The sequence below is a fragment of the Flavobacterium chungangensis genome (assembly GCF_042654045.1).
GTDB lineage: Bacteria > Bacteroidota > Bacteroidia > Flavobacteriales > Flavobacteriaceae > Flavobacterium > Flavobacterium chungangensis.
In genome coordinates this window covers 166,570-183,817 of sequence record NZ_JBHSFY010000006.1, presented here as the reverse complement: position 1 = coordinate 183,817, position 17,248 = coordinate 166,570, and the positions used below count along the sequence as shown (strand labels likewise).

Sequence of the window (17,248 nt, the reverse complement as noted above, 5' to 3'; positions counted from 1 at the left end):
TTTAAAAAATTAAATAGGTAATAAATGCGATAATTAGTTGAATCTTAAACGTACATAAACGTGTTTGATTCCTTTTTTGTCTGATTCTCTTTCGTCAATTTCCAAAATATCAGTTAATGATTTAAGCATTGGCGTTAGTTTAGAAAAGCCATAATTTCGAGGGTCAAATTCCGGTTTTTTCTTCACAATCAGATTTCCGACATCTCCTAAAAATGCCCAGCCATCATCATCTTCAATGTCTTCAATGGTAGCTTCAATCAGTTCAATAGTCTGTTTGTCAATTTTATGAAGTGCTTTTTCAGCCGGTTTTTCAATTGGTTTTTTGGTATCGGCAGCAGCTGTTTTAGGTTTTTTCTTTTGAATGGCGCCATCCAAAACTTCAATGTAAATAAATCGGTCGCAGGCAACAATAAACGAACTTGGTGTCTTCTTTTCGCCTATACCAATTACTTTCATACCCGATTCACGAAGTCTCACGGCAAGACGCGTAAAATCGCTGTCGCTAGAAACAATGCAAAAACCATCTAGTTTTCCAGAATAAAGCAAATCCATTGCATCAATAATTAAAGCAGAATCTGATGAATTTTTTCCAACGGTATAACTATATTGTTGAATAGGAGTAATAGCATGTTCTAATAAAACGCCTTTCCAGCCATTTGCATTAGGTTTTGTCCAGTCGGCATAAATCCTTTTCGTAGTGGGTGTTCCCAATTTTGCAATTTCTTCCATCATGCCTTTTACATTGCTGTATGGCACGTTGTCTGCATCAATAAGGACAGCCAGTTTTAAATCTTTTGAATTGCTTAAAGGCATTTGTTAAATATTTAAAATTTAGTACTCTCAAAGTTAAAATTAAAATTGGGTTTTATAAGAATTCAATGATGAATATGTGTAATTATTAGTACTAATTAGTTTCATTATAAATAATATTTAATACGTGGGAAATTAATTAAAGATAAATTTGTCTTTTATGTAAAACCTTTCTATCTTTGTCAGGAATTAATTAAGTATGTATGTTTTCAAAAGCGTGTGAATATGGAATAAGGGCTTCAATATTTATAGCAACCAAATCTTCTAAAGGGATTAGAGTTGGAATAAAAGACGTAGCGAAAGAGATTGATTCGCCAGAACCCTTTACAGCCAAGATTATGCAGATTTTAACCAAAAATGGCATAATTAATTCGACAAAAGGAGTAGGAGGCGGATTTGAAGTTTCGCCAGAGGCAGCAAAATCGATTAAATTAATTCAGATTGTAGATGCTATTGATGGAAACAAAATTTACAGCGGCTGCGGAATTGGATTAAAAGAATGCTCAGAAGAACATCCTTGTCCGGTTCATCACGAGTTCAAGAAAATACGAGGACTGCTGTTAGAAATGCTTAAAAATACAACTTTAGAACAGCTAGCTTCTGATGTAAAATCGGGAGATTTCTTTCTCAAAGCGACAAATGCGAACAATTAATATTATTAAATATCTTAAAAATGAATACAAAAACCAAAATTTCAGTATTAATCCTAATGGGATTTTTAGCGGTTACTTCTTGTGGTAAAAAAGAAACAGCTCCAGCTGAATCAACAGAAACAACTGAAACGTCTACTGAAGGTGAACCAGCTCCAACAGCTGCTCCGACAGAGGAAAATGTTTTAGTTATTGAAGGAAATGACCAAATGCAGTTTAATACAAGTGAATTGAAAGCTGTTGCTGGAAAACCAATCAAATTGACTTTGAAGCATGTTGGTAAAATTCCGAAAGAAGCAATGGGACACAATTTAGTGATTTTACAAGAAGGAACAGATCAAGCTGCTTTTGCTTTAAAAGCTAATGATGCCAAAGCAACTGATTATATTCCGGAATCTGAAAAAGCTTCAATTATTGCACACACTAAATTAATTGGTGGTGGAGAAGAAGACACAATCGAGTTTACAATTGATAAAAAAGGATCATACCCATTTATTTGTTCTTTCCCTGGCCACGTGGCTATGATGAAAGGTGTATTAATTGTTGAGTAAATAACATAAACTCCAAATGCTGTAAATAGGTTTGGAGTTTTTTTAAAAACAAATAAAAGATAATTTTGTCTTTTATTGATCAATTTCCCCCAAGAGAAATGAAAAGAGAAAAAAAATTATGGATAGTTTTTGCATTGGTAATGAGTATATCATTTGCCGTGCTTGGTTATTATGGTTACGAGATTTATCAGCAGGCACCGCCGGTTCCAAAAGAAATAGTAACCGATTCTGGTAAAGCTGTCTTTAGCGAAAGCGAAATTAAAGACGGACAAAATATCTGGCAAAGTATAGGTGGCCAGGAAGTGGGATCTATCTGGGGACACGGCGCCTATGTGGCCCCAGACTGGACCGCAGATTGGCTTCATAGAGAGGCTGTTTTTATATTGAATATCTATGCAAAGAAAGATTTTAATCAAAAATATGATGAATTAGATGCCGAAAAGCAATCGGCTCTAAAGGTTCGTCTTCAAAAAGATTTAAGAACCAATACATATGATGCTGAAACAGGAGTGCTTACCATTTCTGAAAACCGTTTGGCTGCGATTGAGTATTTAAGCGAGTATTATAAAGGTCTTTTTACAAATGATCCTCAATTTGATAAGTTGAGAGAAGAATATGCGATTCCGAAAAACTCTATTAAAGATGTGGAGAGAATGCATAAAATGAATGCTTTTTTCTTCTGGGCAACTTGGGCAACCGTTACCAACCGTCCTGATGGAGATATTTCGTATACACACAACTGGCCGTCAGATGAATTGGTTGGAAATACCGCTACTACAGAGCTTTTAGCTTGGTCTGGAGTAAGTATTATTTTATTGATTTTAAGTGTGGGAATCTTAGTTTTCTATCATGCAAAATCTGGCGAAGAGGAAGAATTTCCGCTGCCAAAAGAAGATCCGCTTATCAAGCAGGGCAAGACGAAATCTATGGGATTGGTAACCAAATATTTCTGGATTGTGAGTCTGCTGATGGTTTTACAAATGGTTTTCGGAATTATTACTGCTCACTACGGAGTGGAAGGAAATGGTTTATACGGAATTCCAATTGACAAAATTCTGCCTTATGCTGTAACGCGTACATGGCACACACAATTGGCTATTTTCTGGATCGCAACGGCTTGGCTGGCAACAGGACTATATATTGCTCCAGCAGTTTCGGGTAAAGATCCTAAATTTCAGTGTTTTGGTATCAACTTTCTGTTTATTGCGCTTTTGATTATTGTTTTAGGCTCAATGGTTGGACAATGGTTTGGTGTGATGCAAAAACTGAATTTGGTTCAGAATTTCTGGTTCGGACATCAAGGTTACGAATACGTTGACTTAGGCCGTTTCTGGCAGATTTTTCTTTTGGTTGGATTGTTTTTATGGCTGGCTTTAATGATTCGTCCGTTACTTCCAGTTTTAAAGAAAAAAACAGAAGAGAAAAACCTAATCATATTGTTCTTAGTTTCTTGTACTGCAATTGCCATGTTCTACGGAGCAGGACTAATGTGGGGAAGACAGACCAATTTAGCTATTGCTGAATATTGGAGATGGTGGGTAGTTCACCTTTGGGTTGAAGGATTCTTTGAAGTGTTTGCTACCGTTGTAATTGCATTCTTGTTTGTTCGTTTGGGATTATTAAAAACGAAAACGGCAACACTAAATGTTCTTTTTGCAACCATTATTTTCATGTCTGGAGGTATTTTAGGAACATTCCATCACTTATATTTCTCAGGTACGCCAACTGCAATTATGGCTTTGGGAGCAACATTCAGTGCTTTAGAAGTGGTGCCGCTGACTTTAATCGGGTTTGAAGCATATCAAAACTATAAAATCTCAAAATCAACGCAATGGATTGCCGATTATAAATGGCCCATTTATTTCATGATTTCTGTTGCCTTTTGGAATTTCCTTGGAGCCGGAATCTTCGGATTCATTATTAATCCGCCAATTGCATTGTACTATGTTCAAGGTTTAAATACAACGCCTTTACACGGACATACCGCATTGTTTGGAGTTTACGGAATGCTGGGAATTGGTCTGGTGCTTTTTGTACTAAGAAGTTTATACCGAAATGTAAGCTGGAATAATAAGCTGTTAAAAATTACTTTCTGGTCTTTAAATATTGGTTTATTCCTAATGGCAATTCTAAGCTTATTACCAATTGGAGTTTGGCAGGCAATTGAAAGCATCAATCACGGAATGTGGTACGCTCGTTCATCAGAATTAATGCAGCAGCCAACAATGATTACTTTAAAATGGCTTCGTGCTATTGGAGATTCTATTTTCGGAATCGGATTTATTACAATGGCTTGGTTTGTATTCGAACTGACATTAAAAAACAAAAAATAAAACACACAAATATAATATAGATTATCATGGAAAATTTAAAAAACAAAACAATAGGATCGTTTGTAGCTGAGGATTTTAGAACGGCTGCAGTATTTTCAAAATATAGAATAGATTTTTGCTGCAAAGGAAACCGAACAGTTGCTGAAGTTTGCGAAAAACAAAATATTGATGCCGATACTTTATTGGAAAATGTATTGCAAGTTGTACAATCAGAAAATAACGGAAGTATTGATTTCAATTCATGGCCATTAGATTTATTGGCAGATTATATTGAGAAAACGCATCACCGTTATGTGGAAGAAAAAACGAATGTTTTGCTTCCGTTTTTAGATAAATTATGCAAAGTGCACGGCGCAAATCATCCAGAATTATTTAAGATAAACGAATTGTTTATTGGCTGTGCAGGCGAATTATCTCAGCACATGAAAAAAGAAGAATTGGTTTTATTTCCTTTTGTAAAACGAATGGTAAAAACCAAAGAATCTGACGGAATTTTATCTCAGCCCTCTTTCGGAACCGTTTCAAATCCGATTGCGATGATGATGCACGAACACGATAATGAAGGCGAGCGTTTTAGAGAAATCGCTGCGTTGACAGATAATTACACTCCGCCAGCAGATGCTTGCACAACTTACAGAGTAACTTTTGCAATGCTAAAAGAGTTTGAAGCAGATTTGCACAAACACATTCATTTGGAAAATAATATCTTATTCCCAAAAGCTGTGGCTTTAGAAAAAGACTTTGTTGAAGTAGAATAAAAGGTTAATTTTAATAGTTTGAAAACATCGGTAATAATCTTCTAAAATGATAATTATCGGTGTTTTTTATTTTAAGAAATGTTATTTTTAGCTGCTGAGCTTTACGGAAACGTTTGTTATTTCGAGGAACGAGAAATCACACTCGGAAATCGACAAAGATTGAAGAAATACTTTGCGGAATTTCTAGTGTGATCCTTCCTTCGTCAGGATGACAAGATTGTGTAGAAAATCTAAAATCTATGTTTCTATGTGTTTAAATAAAATATAATCTATGAATTCTCAAAAAGCGTGGATACTTTGCTGTTTTTTTAATTTTCTGATTGCTTGCGTTTTCGGATTATTAATGCGCTTTATGTATCTCTTTCCCTTAGATTTTTTAAACTATAGTTTTTTGCTTCATGCACATTCGCATGTTGCTATGTTAGGCTGGGTTTATTTGATCGTTTATGTTTTGATTGTTCATTTTTTTATTCCGAAAGAAAAAAGGCAGAAACCTATTTATAATCGTTTATTTTGGCTGACAGAATTTTCTGTTATTGGAATGATGATCGCTTTTCCAATTCAGGGCTATGCTTTGTTTTCCATTATTTTTTCGACAATGCATATTTTACTCAGTTATGTTTTTTGCCGTTTGGTTTGGAAAGACAGATTAAAAGATAAATCGCCATCGCAAAGACTTTTGTTGGTTTCGATTTTATTTATGATTTTATCTACTTGCGGAGTTTGGTGCCTCGGACCAGCTGTAAGCACGTTAGGAAAACAAAGCGCTTTTTATCAAATTGCGATTCAGTTTTTTCTCCATTTTCAATTTAATGGCTGGTTTATACTGGCAATTTTAGCTTTGTTTTTAAAACAATTTCAAAATAAAATTGATGAGGTAAAGTTTAAGAAGTTTTATTTTCTAACGGTTGTTTCTACGCTATTGACAGTTTGTTTTCCAGTTCGCTGGTTCATAGAAAATGATATTTTGAGTTATATCAATGGCTTGGGAGTTTTGATTCAACTGGGAGCTTTTGTTTGTTTCTATAAGATGCTTAAGCCGCAAATAAATCATTTCAAAAGTACTTTAGACAAAACTACTAAAATAGTTTATGGTTTGGCTTTATGTTCTTTGTTTTTGAAAGTTGGAATTCAAATGCTGACTATTTTCCCAAACTTAGCTGAAGTTTCACATCAAATCAGAAGTTTTGTAATTGGTTTTATTCATTTAACCACTTTAGGAATCATAACCGGATTTTTGTTTGGAATTCTGCTTCAGAATAAAATGCTTTTTGCCAATTCTGTCTTATTAAAAATAGGAGTGAAGGTTTTTATTTTGGGATATATTTTGACAGAAGTGTTACTATTTCTTCAAGGCTGGTTTTTCTTTTTTGGAGAAGGAAGTATTCCAGGATATTTTCAAAGTATTTTGATTTTTAGTATTCTTTTGGTTTTGGGATTGGTTTTAGTAATGAGTTCAATAATTAAACGAAAATCATGTTTCCATAGTAGCTAAGTCTCAACGGGAAGGCATATTTATAGCAGAGGGATGGCATATTGTAAAGCTTCGGAGAAGCGAAATATTTATAGAAAACGTTTGGCGAAGATAAAAAGCTCCAGCGGAGCGACATATTTATACAATCATATTTAAGGTTATAATTTGTTAACCTAATAAATATTTCGCTCTGCTGGAGCTCTCTATGTAGGTGATTTAGATTTTTCTAAAAATATTTCGCTTCTCCGAAGCTTAATTTAGCTTTTTATATAAATAAAAAAACAAGAGTCAATTTATTTCTAAACTTGCTCTTGTTTCTACTAATTAACCTATTTAAATATCTATATCTTTCCAGCTTCTAGATTTATTGCTTCAATTGTTTTTTCATTATTTACGCCTAAACCTTCCTGTTGAAATACCAATTCTCCTTCTGGATTAAAAACACTTATAATGTTTGAATGAGAAAAATCTATTGGAGAAATTTTCTTGTAATTTACTGCTAAAACTGCTGCAAATTCACGAGTGTTTTCTTCAGTTGAACGAAGGAAAATCCAAGGATCTTGATTCATTTTATTTTCAATTGCAAACGATTTTAATCTTTCGGGCGTATCTGTATTAGGATCAATACTAATCAAAATCAATTTGACATGTTGTTTTGTCTTTTTCTCCAGTTTTGATTCTATATCCCACATATCGGCAACTAATCTAGGGCAAGCCGATTTGCAACTGGTATAAATCATCACCATTACCAAAACATTTCCTCTAAGTGATTTTAATTCAATATCTTTTCCATCTTGTGTTGTCCATTTAGAAGGCAGATTGTAAATTGATAAATCGCTGATTTCCTTTTTTGTTTCTGCTTTTACTTCTTTTTTATCAGATTCTTTGCAACTGTAAAGCGAGAATAAAAGAAGAAAAGCAACTGCTATTTTTTTCATTATGAACTAATTTTAAATTAGATTTTCGGTTTTGTCGTGCTGGCACATCTAAATCCAAGATTTCGTGTAGAATACTGTGCTTTCAAGCTTCCTCTGAACGCATAGCGCATAAATGCGGCATAATCCATTAAATCGGACGCATTTACAGAAGCGCTTCCGCAGAAGAGATTTTTATCGGTGCTTTTATCTTTTCTCGACTCTCCCGATAAAAAGATACTGTTGAAATCAGAAGTCCATTCCCAAACTAAACCGTGCATATCGTAAACTCCCCAATAATTTTTAAAAGTTTTTCCAATTTCATTTTCATACGTTCTCGATTTCTCATACCAAGACAAAATATATTCGTTGAATTCTTTTTTGGTCCGCGCATCGATTTTTCTGGTGTCGGCCATTGCTACATATTCCCATTCATCCATTGTCGCTAATCGTTTTCCTTGACATTCACAGTACTTTTTTGCTGCAAACCAAGATACACTTGTTACTGGCGATTTAGGATTGGCATTTCCAAAATCAAAATCAGTTGTCCAATAAGACAAATAGCTTTTATCAGCAAAAATTCCTTTAATCTTAGATTTTTGATAAGAAGGATTTTTTTTGACAAATTCTAAAAACTCATTATTGGTTACAGGATAAATGTCTATGAAAAAAGGTTTTACTATAACAGGTTTTTGAGAAACAGCTCCATAAAGAGGGACATAAGATCCCTCTTTTATGAATGCCATCCCTTTTTCCTGAGCCTTCATGACACTAACCGCAGAGAAAAAGAAAATTGTAAGTATGAAAATGTATTTTTTCATTCTAGAAGTTTTGCTGTTATCTTAAAGCTTTAACCATTTCTGGTGTGACTTCTGTTTTATTGTTACCCCAGCTATTATAAATGTAAGTTAATACATTTGCGATTTCATCATCAGATAAATTCTGAGCAGGCATAACGTTGTTGTATTTTTTACCGTTAACGGTTACTTCTCCAGTCAAGCCATGAAGAATTGTTTTAATTGCACGTTTAGAATCAGCATTTAAATAATCTGATTTTGCTAGAGGAGGAAAAGTACTTGGAATTCCTTGTCCTTCAGATTGGTGGCAAGCGAAACATGTTGTTCCGAAAATTTCTTTACCAATTTTAACTTTCTCTTCAACAGTACGTTTAGGAACTGCAACTTTTGCAGTTGAGGTTCCTGGCATTTTTTGTATTGTTCCGCCTTCAGGCAAGTAAATACCCTCTTGAATGGTTCCTGAGTAAATGTTTTTGTTTTCTTTTCCTTCAACTTTAAGCATTCCCAAAGCCCCTTTATTAAATGCTCTAAAAATAGAGTGATCAACTAAAATGAAAGTTCCTGGAGTTTCTACTTTAAAATCGACAATTGCCGCACCACCTGCAGGAATTAAAGTCGTTTGAACATTTTTATTTACAGTACTTCCGCCTTCTACGTGCACATTGTCAAATATTTCTCCAATAACGTGGAAAGAAGAAACTAAGTTTGGCCCACCATTTCCAACAAACAAACGAACTGTTTCACCAACTTTAGCAGTCAATTCATTTCCATTTGTTAATGATCCCACTTTTCCGTTAAATACTACATAATCAGGAGTTTCTTTTACCGCTTTGTTCATGTCAAACGGCTGAAGACCTTTTGCGCCATATTCGCCTTGAGTATAAAAATCACCCTGCATAACGTAGTATTCTTTATCAACAGGAGGAAGTCCGCCTTCTGGTTCAACCAAAATTAATCCGTACATACCATTTGCAATGTGCATTCCCACAGGAGCAGTTGCACAGTGATAAACATACAATCCAGGATTTATAACTTTAAAGCTAAATACTTTTTCGTGCCCTGGAGCTACAAGAGATGAGGTTGCTCCACCACCTGGACCAGTTACAGCGTGTAAATCGATATTGTGAGGGAGTTTGTTATCGGGATGATTTTTTAAGTGAAATTCAACTTCATCGCCAACACGAGTTCTAATAAAGCTTCCTGGAACAGAACCTCCAAATGTCCAATAGGTATATTTTACTCCATCAGTCATTGTTCCTTCTTGTTCTTTAATTTCCATGTTTAGTTTCAGTTTCATTGCTGTTCTGCTTCCGACTGGTTTAGGAACATGAGGAGGAGCTGTAAGTTCGGCATCCATTTCGCCTTCAGTCATAATATTTGCATACGACTTGTCTTCATTTTTTTTGCAGCTTCCTAAAATGAGCAACATAAATAACGTGCAGATAAGAAAGCTCGTTTTAATCCAGATTTTGATAGTTCTTTTCATGATATATTTAGATTTAGTTTTGCGTTAAATTTCTAAACAAAAATAAAAGACTTCTTTGTCCTTTATTATGATATTAATCATGTTTTTACACAATTACAGAACTAAGAAGCTTTTTTGGGATTAAATAAATAGATATAAAATCTTACATTTCTATTATGACAGAATATTTTTTAATAAAAATAATTGAGGCTCTTCATTTTAAATTAATAATGATTATTTTTGCTCGCTGATTAAGTAAAAAAAATTACTACATATATTATGGTAAAAGATTTATTCGAAAGAATTCAGGACAATAAAGGACCTTTAGGAAAATGGGCTTCTCAAGCAGAAGGTTATTATGTTTTCCCAAAGTTAGAAGGAGAGTTGGGTCCTAGAATGCAATTTCACGGAAAAAATATTTTAAACTGGAGTTTAAATGATTATTTAGGTTTAGCCAATCATCCAGAAGTTCGTCAGGCAGATACTGATGCAGCAATTCAATTTGGTGCAGCGTATCCGATGGGAGCTCGTATGATGTCTGGACACACTACGTACCACGAACAATTAGAGAATGAATTAGCAGAATTCGTAATGAAAGAATCTGCTTATTTATTAAATTTTGGTTACCAAGGAATGGTGTCTATCATTGATGCTTTGGTTACTAAAAATGACATTATTGTTTATGATGTAGATTCACATGCTTGTATCATTGATGGTGTTCGTTTGCATATGGGTAAACGTTTCACATACAAACACAATGATTTGGAAAGTATGGAGAAAAACCTGCAGCGTGCTACTAAAATGGCAGAAGAAACAGGCGGAGGTATTTTATTTATTACTGAAGGTGTTTTTGGAATGCGCGGACAGCAAGGAAAATTAAAAGAAATTGCTGAATTAAAGAAAAAATACAATTTTAGATTATTGGTAGATGATGCTCACGGTTTTGGTACTTTAGGTAAAACTGGTGCTGGAGCAGGTGAGGAGCAAGGAGTTCAAGATCAAATTGATGTTTACTTCTCTACTTTTGCAAAATCTATGGCTAACATCGGTGCTTTCGTAGCGGCTGATAAAACAGTTATCGATTACTTGAAATATAACTTACGTTCTCAAATGTTTGCTAAAGCTTTACCAATGATTCAAACAATTGGTTCTTTAAAGCGTTTAGAGTTATTGCGTAAATCTTCTGCAATTAAAGACAAACTTTGGGAAAACGTAAATGCATTGCAAAGCGGTCTTAAAGAAAAAGGATTTAACATTGGAGATACCAATACTTGTATTACGCCAGTTTACTTAGAAGGAAGTATTCCGGAAGCTATGGTAATGGTAAACGATTTAAGAGAAAATTACGGAATTTTCCTTTCTATTGTGGTTTATCCAGTTATTCCAAAAGGAATTATTTTGTTAAGAATGATTCCAACTGCTTCTCATACTTTAGCCGATATCGAAGAGACTTTAACAGCATTTGAAGCGATCCGTGAGAAATTAGTTAACGGAACTTATAAAGAAATTGCTGAACGTACAACTGTTGACGTTTCGTAAGTTCTTATAAAAATAGATTTCCTTAAGTGGGAATTATGTAAAAAAATCCATTCGTTCTACGAATGGATTTTTTTTTATTTGAGGTAACTTTATGTCATAATCACAAAATAAAAATAAAGAATTATGAAAAAAGTACTAACACTAATAGCTGTACTTTCCTTGTCGGTTTTTGCTTCTTGTAAAAAAGAAACAACGACGATAGAGCCAGTACAAATTACACCAAGTCCGCCAAAAGAAGCTGAACTTGTAGAGCCTGCGGGAGATCAATGTTATGCTTGGCGATTGAACGGAAGTATTATAGAAATGAGTTTTAATGTTAATTCCCATCAGGAAGTAAACGGAAAATTAAGCTATAATTTGGTTGGAAAAGATAAAAATGAGGGAACCTTAATCGGGAACATGAAAGGCGATACTTTAATTGCTGATTATACCTTTAATTCGGAAGGAGTTTCTTCTGTAAGAGAAGTTGCTTTTCTACAAAAAGACGGAACTTTTATTGAAGGATATGGCGACGTGGTAACCGCTAATGATAAGGTTTCTTTTAAAGATAAATCAAAACTGAAATTTGATCCAAAAAATACTTTGGTAAAAGTGGATTGCAAAGTAGAGTAATGATGTGTTTTATAAAGTGAAAAATCCATTCGTTTGGGGGCGAATGGATTTTTTTTATAGTTAATTTTCTAAAACTGAAAACTGTGACCGTGACTGAAAACTAAAATTAAAGATTCTTCAAATAAGTCTTTCTCTGACAGTGAATAATAGGGTTAAAGTTTTTCCAAAGCAAATGGATGGCATTGTTTTCTAATAACTCTGGAGTTCTAATGCAAGTTTGGATTCCTTTAGCAGAAAACGTTTTATAGTATTCATCAAAAATAATAGCTGTAACCCCTTTATTTTGGTACTCAGGATGAACTCCGATAAGGTAGAAAACCACATCTTTACTGTGTTTTCTCGCCTTTAATAATTGCAGAAAACCAAAAGGAAATAACTTCCCTCTTATCTTTTGCAAAGCTTCAACAAAACTTGGCATTACAATACTGAAAGCAACCAAATTATCGTCTTTATCCACTACAAATTTGATGTATTCTGGATTAATAAAGCTGATGTATTTCTTTTTAAAATACTCTTTTTGAACATCAGAAATGGCTACAAACGAGGCAAGTTTTTCATAAGATTCGTTAAACAAATCGAACATTTTGTCCACGTGAGGCATAATGTCTTTTGTTTTGGTAAAATTAAGCGCTTTTAATCCGTAACGTTTCTTGATTAACTCTTGCGCCTTTTGAAAGAATTCTGGTTTAACATTAGAAAAAGGAAATATACTCTCAATATATTGCTTTTCAACTTGAAAGCCTAATTCCTCAAAATGTCTCACATAATATTCGTGATTATACCATGTAATCATGGTTCCCACTTGATCAAAACCTTCGGTAAGAACACCAACTTTGTCTAGATTCGAGAATCCCATTGGGCCTTCAGCATGCTCTAAGTTGTGTTTTCTTCCTAATTCATAAACTTTTTCTAGAAGTGCTTTTGTAACTTCAATATCATCAATTACATCAAACCATCCAAAACGAACTTTTCTTTTGTGCTGATTATTTACTTCAGACCAATTGATAATGGCAGTAATACGCCCAACAATTTTATTGTCTCTGTATGCTAGATAAAAATAAGCTTCGGCGTTATCAAACGCAGGGTTTTTGGTTTTATCAAAAGATTCCAATTCATCTGAAATAATAGGTGGCACCCAATACGGATTGTCCTTATATAATGAGAAAGGAAATTTGATGTATTTGGTTAATTCTTTCTTGCTTTTGGCTTCTTTAATTGTAATCATTAGGTGGTATTAATAGTCCTTAAAAAGGATCTAGTTATGTATGTTTATTCGTATTTTGCTTTACGCTTTCTTTCTTTTTCCTGATAATCAACTTTTTTCTCGTTGTCAGGATTCTTTTTAGCTCTATCTGCTGCTTTATTTTCAATTTGTTTTTCTTTGTACCATCCGTCATAACGCCATGATACACCAACGCCTCCATATACAATAGATGGTGTGTTTTTGAAATTAGTACTTATAGAAGCATCAACCTGCATATTCGAAGACAGCAAAAAAGCAGCTCCAGCACGCAGGATTGAATCGCTATAAAAATCACTTTTATGTCCTTGGTTTTCAATAAAACCAGACCATCTATCATTAAATCCGTGCGTCAAAGTTAAGATATATCCGTAACTTGGATAGTCTGTACTGATATAATCTGCAAAAATATTAGTTACAAACACCCAAGATCCGCCTCCTAACAAGTTTTGCGTGATCAACGAAACTTTAGGTGAAATTTCGCCATCTGGAGAAAAATAGTAAGGATTATTCGCTCCAACAAAATTAGCTCCCGCAAAAACCGAAACTGCTGGAATTAATTCTCGCCATTGAAAATTACGATTGGCTCTATAGCTGTAAATGTTTACTTCTCTCTTATAATTTTTGTATGGATCATAAATAAGATATTTAGCTCCTAAAACCGTTTGTCTGAAATTATTCTTTTTGTAACTAGTATACGGAGTGTCAAAGTTTTCTGTTTGATATTGTAAATCTACAACAAACTCTAGCTGTTCTAAAAAAGCTCCATATCTTAGGGTTAAATCTGTACCAAAGCCGCTAGCGTCATAATCTAATAAATCGTGTTTTTCTTTAATGCCATAAACACCAAGTTCGGCCTGAATTACAGATTTTCCGACAGCATATGCTGACATGGTTTCTCCTGGGCGGTTGGAATTAATAACATCAGTGTATTGTGCAAAAAACAGTTGTGGAATAAAAAAAAGTACCGGGGCAAGTAAGTTTTTAATTTTGGACATATAATTTTTTTTGGATTAAAAAATAATAACGCATTTCAAATGTACATATTTTATTATTTATTTAAGATTCATATTTTATTTTTAAGGAAAGGATTTATTAATTTTGGAAAAAAATATATAGTTATGCAAGAAGCATCATTTTCAGGTTTGTTTAAGACCATCATGTGGGTTATAGCTTTTTATTACATTTTTAAATTTTTAGCTAGAATCTTTTTGCCAGTATTGGTTAAAAAGGCAGTAGAAAATGCTAGTGAAAATTTTCAAAGACAGCAACAGCAGTATAATCAAAGCAATACGTATCAGAACAAACAATATACAAATAATAATGATGAAATAATCATTAATACCGCTAATGCTAAAAACCCGCGCGAAACCAAAAAAGTGGGAGAGTATGTCGATTACGAAGAAATAGATTAGATTTGTGTCCTGAAAATTTAGGATTCATTTTAACCCAAACTAGCCAAAATTGAAAATAGTAAATAAGTTCTATCCGCATGCCCTTGTTATCTTGGGCTTTATTTTTGTTTCGTTAATTTATTTTTATCCAGTTCTGCAAGGAAAGCAAATCTTCCAGTCTGATATTGCTCAATACACCGGAATGGCAAAAGAGCAAAACGATTTTAGAGCAACGGAAAATGCTGAACCTTATTGGACAAACTCTGCTTTTGGAGGTATGCCAACCTATCAGCTCGGAGCAAATTATCCGAACGATTTTATAGGCAAAGTCGATGACGTACTACGTTTTCTTCCGCGTCCTGCAGATTACTTATTTTTATATTTCCTTGGTTTTTATGGCTTATTATTGGTTTTAAAAACAGATCCTTTGAAAGCCTTTATAGGTTCAATTGCCTTTGGTTTCTCTACTTATATGATCATTATTTTAGGGGTTGGGCATAATGCTAAAGCGCATGCTATTGCCTATATGCCTTTGGTGATTGCTGGGTTTATACTCGTCTTTCAGAAGAAGTATATTAAGGGAGGTCTGCTCACCATGTTTGCCGTAGCACTAGAAATTAGTGCCAATCACTTCCAAATGACCTATTATTTATTGATTTTCTTATTGATACTTTCAGGTTATTATGCTTACAATTTTATTAGAGAAAAAGATTTTAAAGGACTTTTAATTTCTTGTGGAGTTTTACTAGTTGCAGGGATTTTTGCCTTAGGTGCCAATGCAGGTAATTTAATGGCAACCAACGAATATGCTAAATACAGTATCAGAGATAAAAGCGAGTTGACTTTTAATCCAGATGGATCTAAAAATGAAACGACTGCTTCTATGACTACAGATTATATTACAGAATATAGTTATGGTATTGCAGAAAGTTTAAATTTAATTGCACCAAGAATTTTTGGAGGTTCAAGTCACGAAAACGTGGGTACAGACAGCCGTATGTATGCATTTATGCTTGAGCAGGGAGTTCCTGCATCTCAAGCTCAGGATTTTGTTTCTGGAATGCCAACGTATTGGGGAGATCAGCCAATCGTTTCTGCACCAGCTTATATTGGAGCTGTAGTTTTCTTTTTAGCAGTTTTAGCTTTATTTATAGACGAAAGAAAAATTAAATATGTTTTTCTTACCGGAGCACTTTTTACTTTGGTGCTTTCTTGGGGGAAAAACTTCTCTTTATTGACAGACTTTTTTATAGAATATGTTCCTCTTTACGATAAATTTAGAGCTGTATCTTCAATTCAGGTTATTTTAGAATTATGTTTCCCTGTTTTAGCCGTTATGGGATTACAGTCATTCTTTAAAGCTAAAGACGAACCAAAATTACAACAGAAAGCATTAGTGCAAACAGGCGTTTTTGGTTTAGGAATACTTGTTATTTTGCTAATAGCTAAAAGTTTCTTCCATTTTACAGGAACTAGTGATCAATATTTCTTAGAGAGCTACGGGCCAGATTTCGTTGATGCTTTAAAAGAAGACAGAATGACGATGTATTATGCAGATTTATTACGATCTGGATTCTTAATTATAGTGACATTTGTTGTTCTTTGGATGTTTGTAAAAAACAAATTCTCTCAAACAACTACTTTAATTGTAGTTGGAATCGTAATGATTTTTGATCTGTTTTTTGTGGATAAAAAGTACGTTTCTGCCAAAGATTTTGTAAGTCCAGTTCAGATTGCAGCGCCTTTCCAAGAAACGCAGGCAGATTCTCAGATATTAAAAGATACTTCAGTTTATCGCGTATTTGATCTTCAGGGACAATTACAAGGAAGATCTTCTTATTTCCATAAAACAATTGGAGGTTATAGTGCTGTAAGACCTAGAAGAATGCAGCAATTGTACGATTATCAAATCGCTAAAAATAATTTAGAGATACTTAATATGTTGAATGTTAAGTATGTGATTCAAGTGGATAAAGACGGAAATCAAATTCCTGCCGTTAATCCAGATGCTAACGGTAATGCTTGGTTTGTTGGTGCGGTAAAGCTGGTAAATAAACCAGACGATGTAATGAAAGCGCTAAACACTTTAGACACTAAAAAAGTGGCAGTTTTCAATGTTCACGAACATGAAGGTAAATTTCCGAACGCTCGTTTAAAGAAACCTTGGGATACAACTGGAACTATTAAAGTAGTAGAGTACAAACCAAATTATATTAAATACAAAACCAATAATGAGAAAGATGGTTTAGCCGTTTTTTCGGAAATGTATTATAAAAATGGTTGGAATGCTTACATAGATGGTAAATTGACTGATCATTTTCCAGTTGATTATGTTTTGAGAGCAATGGAAGTTCCAGGAGGAACTAAAACAATCGAATTTAAATTTGAACCTGAGATTATTAAAACTGGAGGAACAATTACTTTAATAAGTTCAATTGGAATGTTATTGCTTTTAGCTGGAGGGATTTATTTTGAGAATCGAAAAAAAAGTTCAAAAAGCGAACTGAAAGATTAAATTTTTAGATGAAAATCCCAAAAATTATTAAAATAGTTTTTTTGGCTATTTTTGATTTATTCGTTTTCATTTTTTGTGGCATTTTCATGATGGGGTATGATGATTCTTATTCAGAAACTCAAGGAGAATATTTTAGTTTTTCAAGTATGAAAATGGAATGCAAAATTGTTTGGGGATTCTATAATTTTTGGATTGT

At 33.8% G+C, this 17,248-nt stretch carries 15 protein-coding genes; 9 read left to right on the top strand and 6 right to left on the bottom strand.

The features are described from left to right. Positions 1–33 precede the first annotated feature (33 nt). Entirely contained in the window at positions 34–813 is a 780-nt protein-coding gene (locus ACFO3N_RS11745; protein ID WP_379797922.1) for an NYN domain-containing protein, read from the bottom strand. 200 nt (positions 814–1,013) lie between these two features. On the opposite strand from ACFO3N_RS11745, the gene ACFO3N_RS11740 reads away from it, so the two are divergent. From ACFO3N_RS11740 to ACFO3N_RS11720, 5 genes are all read left to right on the top strand, one after another. Continuing rightward, on the top strand, positions 1,014–1,463 hold the full coding sequence (locus ACFO3N_RS11740; RefSeq protein WP_250835402.1) for an RrF2 family transcriptional regulator: 450 nt from the start codon (positions 1,014–1,016) through the stop codon (positions 1,461–1,463). Positions 1,464–1,483: 20 nt separating this feature from the next. After that, on the top strand, positions 1,484–2,011 hold the full coding sequence (gene azu / locus ACFO3N_RS11735; protein ID WP_095929953.1) for an azurin: 528 nt from the start codon (positions 1,484–1,486) through the stop codon (positions 2,009–2,011). A 98-nt stretch (positions 2,012–2,109) separates the two neighbouring features. After that, positions 2,110–4,344: a nitric-oxide reductase large subunit gene (locus tag ACFO3N_RS11730; protein WP_379797920.1), complete on the top strand. Its 2,235-nt coding sequence runs from the start codon at positions 2,110–2,112 to the stop codon at positions 4,342–4,344. 26 nt (positions 4,345–4,370) lie between these two features. Further along, positions 4,371–5,102: an iron-sulfur cluster repair di-iron protein gene (gene ric, locus ACFO3N_RS11725; protein ID WP_379797918.1), complete on the top strand. Its 732-nt coding sequence runs from the start codon at positions 4,371–4,373 to the stop codon at positions 5,100–5,102. A 391-nt stretch (positions 5,103–5,493) separates the two neighbouring features. Next, a complete protein-coding gene (locus tag ACFO3N_RS11720) occupies positions 5,494–6,597 on the top strand; it encodes a hypothetical protein (protein WP_379797916.1) in 1,104 nt (367 codons plus the stop codon). 320 nt (positions 6,598–6,917) lie between these two features. Here the strand turns inward: ACFO3N_RS11720 and ACFO3N_RS11715 are convergent, their stop codons facing one another. Genes ACFO3N_RS11715 through nirK form a run of 3 tightly spaced genes read right to left on the bottom strand, consistent with a single transcriptional unit; the run spans position 6,918 to position 9,773 of the window. After that, positions 6,918–7,514, bottom strand: a complete 597-nt coding sequence (locus ACFO3N_RS11715; RefSeq protein WP_379797914.1) for an SCO family protein — start codon at positions 7,512–7,514, stop codon at positions 6,918–6,920. Between the two features lie 17 nt (positions 7,515–7,531). Beyond that, positions 7,532–8,311 carry a formylglycine-generating enzyme family protein gene (locus ACFO3N_RS11710; RefSeq protein WP_379797912.1) on the bottom strand — a complete coding sequence of 260 codons (780 nt, stop codon included), beginning with the start codon at positions 8,309–8,311 and terminating at the stop codon, positions 7,532–7,534. A 16-nt stretch (positions 8,312–8,327) separates the two neighbouring features. Further along, positions 8,328–9,773 (bottom strand): copper-containing nitrite reductase, encoded by a 1,446-nt coding sequence (gene nirK, locus ACFO3N_RS11705; RefSeq protein WP_379797909.1) that lies wholly within the window; start codon positions 9,771–9,773, stop codon positions 8,328–8,330. Between the two features lie 258 nt (positions 9,774–10,031). On the opposite strand from nirK, the gene ACFO3N_RS11700 reads away from it, so the two are divergent. Then, on the top strand, positions 10,032–11,291 hold the full coding sequence (locus ACFO3N_RS11700; RefSeq protein WP_095929960.1) for an aminotransferase class I/II-fold pyridoxal phosphate-dependent enzyme: 1,260 nt from the start codon (positions 10,032–10,034) through the stop codon (positions 11,289–11,291). 123 nt (positions 11,292–11,414) lie between these two features. Beyond that, entirely contained in the window at positions 11,415–11,903 is a 489-nt protein-coding gene (locus ACFO3N_RS11695) for a hypothetical protein (protein ID WP_379797907.1), read from the top strand. Positions 11,904–12,009: 106 nt separating this feature from the next. Here ACFO3N_RS11695 and ACFO3N_RS11690 read toward each other — a convergent pair whose 3' ends face one another. Together ACFO3N_RS11690 and ACFO3N_RS11685 are read right to left on the bottom strand one after the other, a co-directional pair. Further along, complete coding sequence (locus ACFO3N_RS11690) at positions 12,010–13,128, bottom strand: GTP cyclohydrolase (RefSeq protein ID WP_379797905.1); 1,119 nt, start codon at positions 13,126–13,128, stop codon at positions 12,010–12,012. A 44-nt stretch (positions 13,129–13,172) separates the two neighbouring features. Further along, complete coding sequence (locus tag ACFO3N_RS11685; protein ID WP_250835412.1) at positions 13,173–14,141, bottom strand: transporter; 969 nt, start codon at positions 14,139–14,141, stop codon at positions 13,173–13,175. A 123-nt stretch (positions 14,142–14,264) separates the two neighbouring features. Between ACFO3N_RS11685 and ACFO3N_RS11680 the strand changes: the two genes are divergently transcribed. Together ACFO3N_RS11680 and ACFO3N_RS11675 are read left to right on the top strand one after the other, a co-directional pair. Continuing rightward, positions 14,265–14,558: a DUF4834 family protein gene (locus ACFO3N_RS11680; RefSeq protein ID WP_177210233.1), complete on the top strand. Its 294-nt coding sequence runs from the start codon at positions 14,265–14,267 to the stop codon at positions 14,556–14,558. A gap of 49 nt (positions 14,559–14,607) precedes the next feature. Then, positions 14,608–17,052, top strand: coding sequence for a YfhO family protein (locus ACFO3N_RS11675; RefSeq protein WP_379797902.1), 2,445 nt, complete (start codon positions 14,608–14,610; stop codon positions 17,050–17,052). Positions 17,053–17,248: the final 196 nt, after the last annotated feature.

Bases quoted from the DNA above. Each gene is read 5' to 3' on its own strand.
- ACFO3N_RS11745 (WP_379797922.1), bottom strand. From the start codon at position 813: ATGCCTTTAAGCAATTCAAAAGATTTAAAACTGGCTGTCCTTATTGAT.
- ACFO3N_RS11740 (WP_250835402.1), top strand. From the start codon at position 1,014: ATGTTTTCAAAAGCGTGTGAATATGGAATAAGGGCTTCAATATTTATA.
- azu (WP_095929953.1), top strand. From the start codon at position 1,484: ATGAATACAAAAACCAAAATTTCAGTATTAATCCTAATGGGATTTTTA.
- ACFO3N_RS11730 (WP_379797920.1), top strand. From the start codon at position 2,110: ATGAAAAGAGAAAAAAAATTATGGATAGTTTTTGCATTGGTAATGAGT.
- ric (WP_379797918.1), top strand. From the start codon at position 4,371: ATGGAAAATTTAAAAAACAAAACAATAGGATCGTTTGTAGCTGAGGAT.
- ACFO3N_RS11715 (WP_379797914.1), bottom strand. From the start codon at position 7,514: ATGAAAAAAATAGCAGTTGCTTTTCTTCTTTTATTCTCGCTTTACAGT.
- ACFO3N_RS11710 (WP_379797912.1), bottom strand. From the start codon at position 8,311: ATGAAAAAATACATTTTCATACTTACAATTTTCTTTTTCTCTGCGGTT.
- nirK (WP_379797909.1), bottom strand. From the start codon at position 9,773: ATGAAAAGAACTATCAAAATCTGGATTAAAACGAGCTTTCTTATCTGC.
- ACFO3N_RS11700 (WP_095929960.1), top strand. From the start codon at position 10,032: ATGGTAAAAGATTTATTCGAAAGAATTCAGGACAATAAAGGACCTTTA.
- ACFO3N_RS11695 (WP_379797907.1), top strand. From the start codon at position 11,415: ATGAAAAAAGTACTAACACTAATAGCTGTACTTTCCTTGTCGGTTTTT.
- ACFO3N_RS11690 (WP_379797905.1), bottom strand. From the start codon at position 13,128: ATGATTACAATTAAAGAAGCCAAAAGCAAGAAAGAATTAACCAAATAC.
- ACFO3N_RS11685 (WP_250835412.1), bottom strand. From the start codon at position 14,141: ATGTCCAAAATTAAAAACTTACTTGCCCCGGTACTTTTTTTTATTCCA.
- ACFO3N_RS11680 (WP_177210233.1), top strand. From the start codon at position 14,265: ATGCAAGAAGCATCATTTTCAGGTTTGTTTAAGACCATCATGTGGGTT.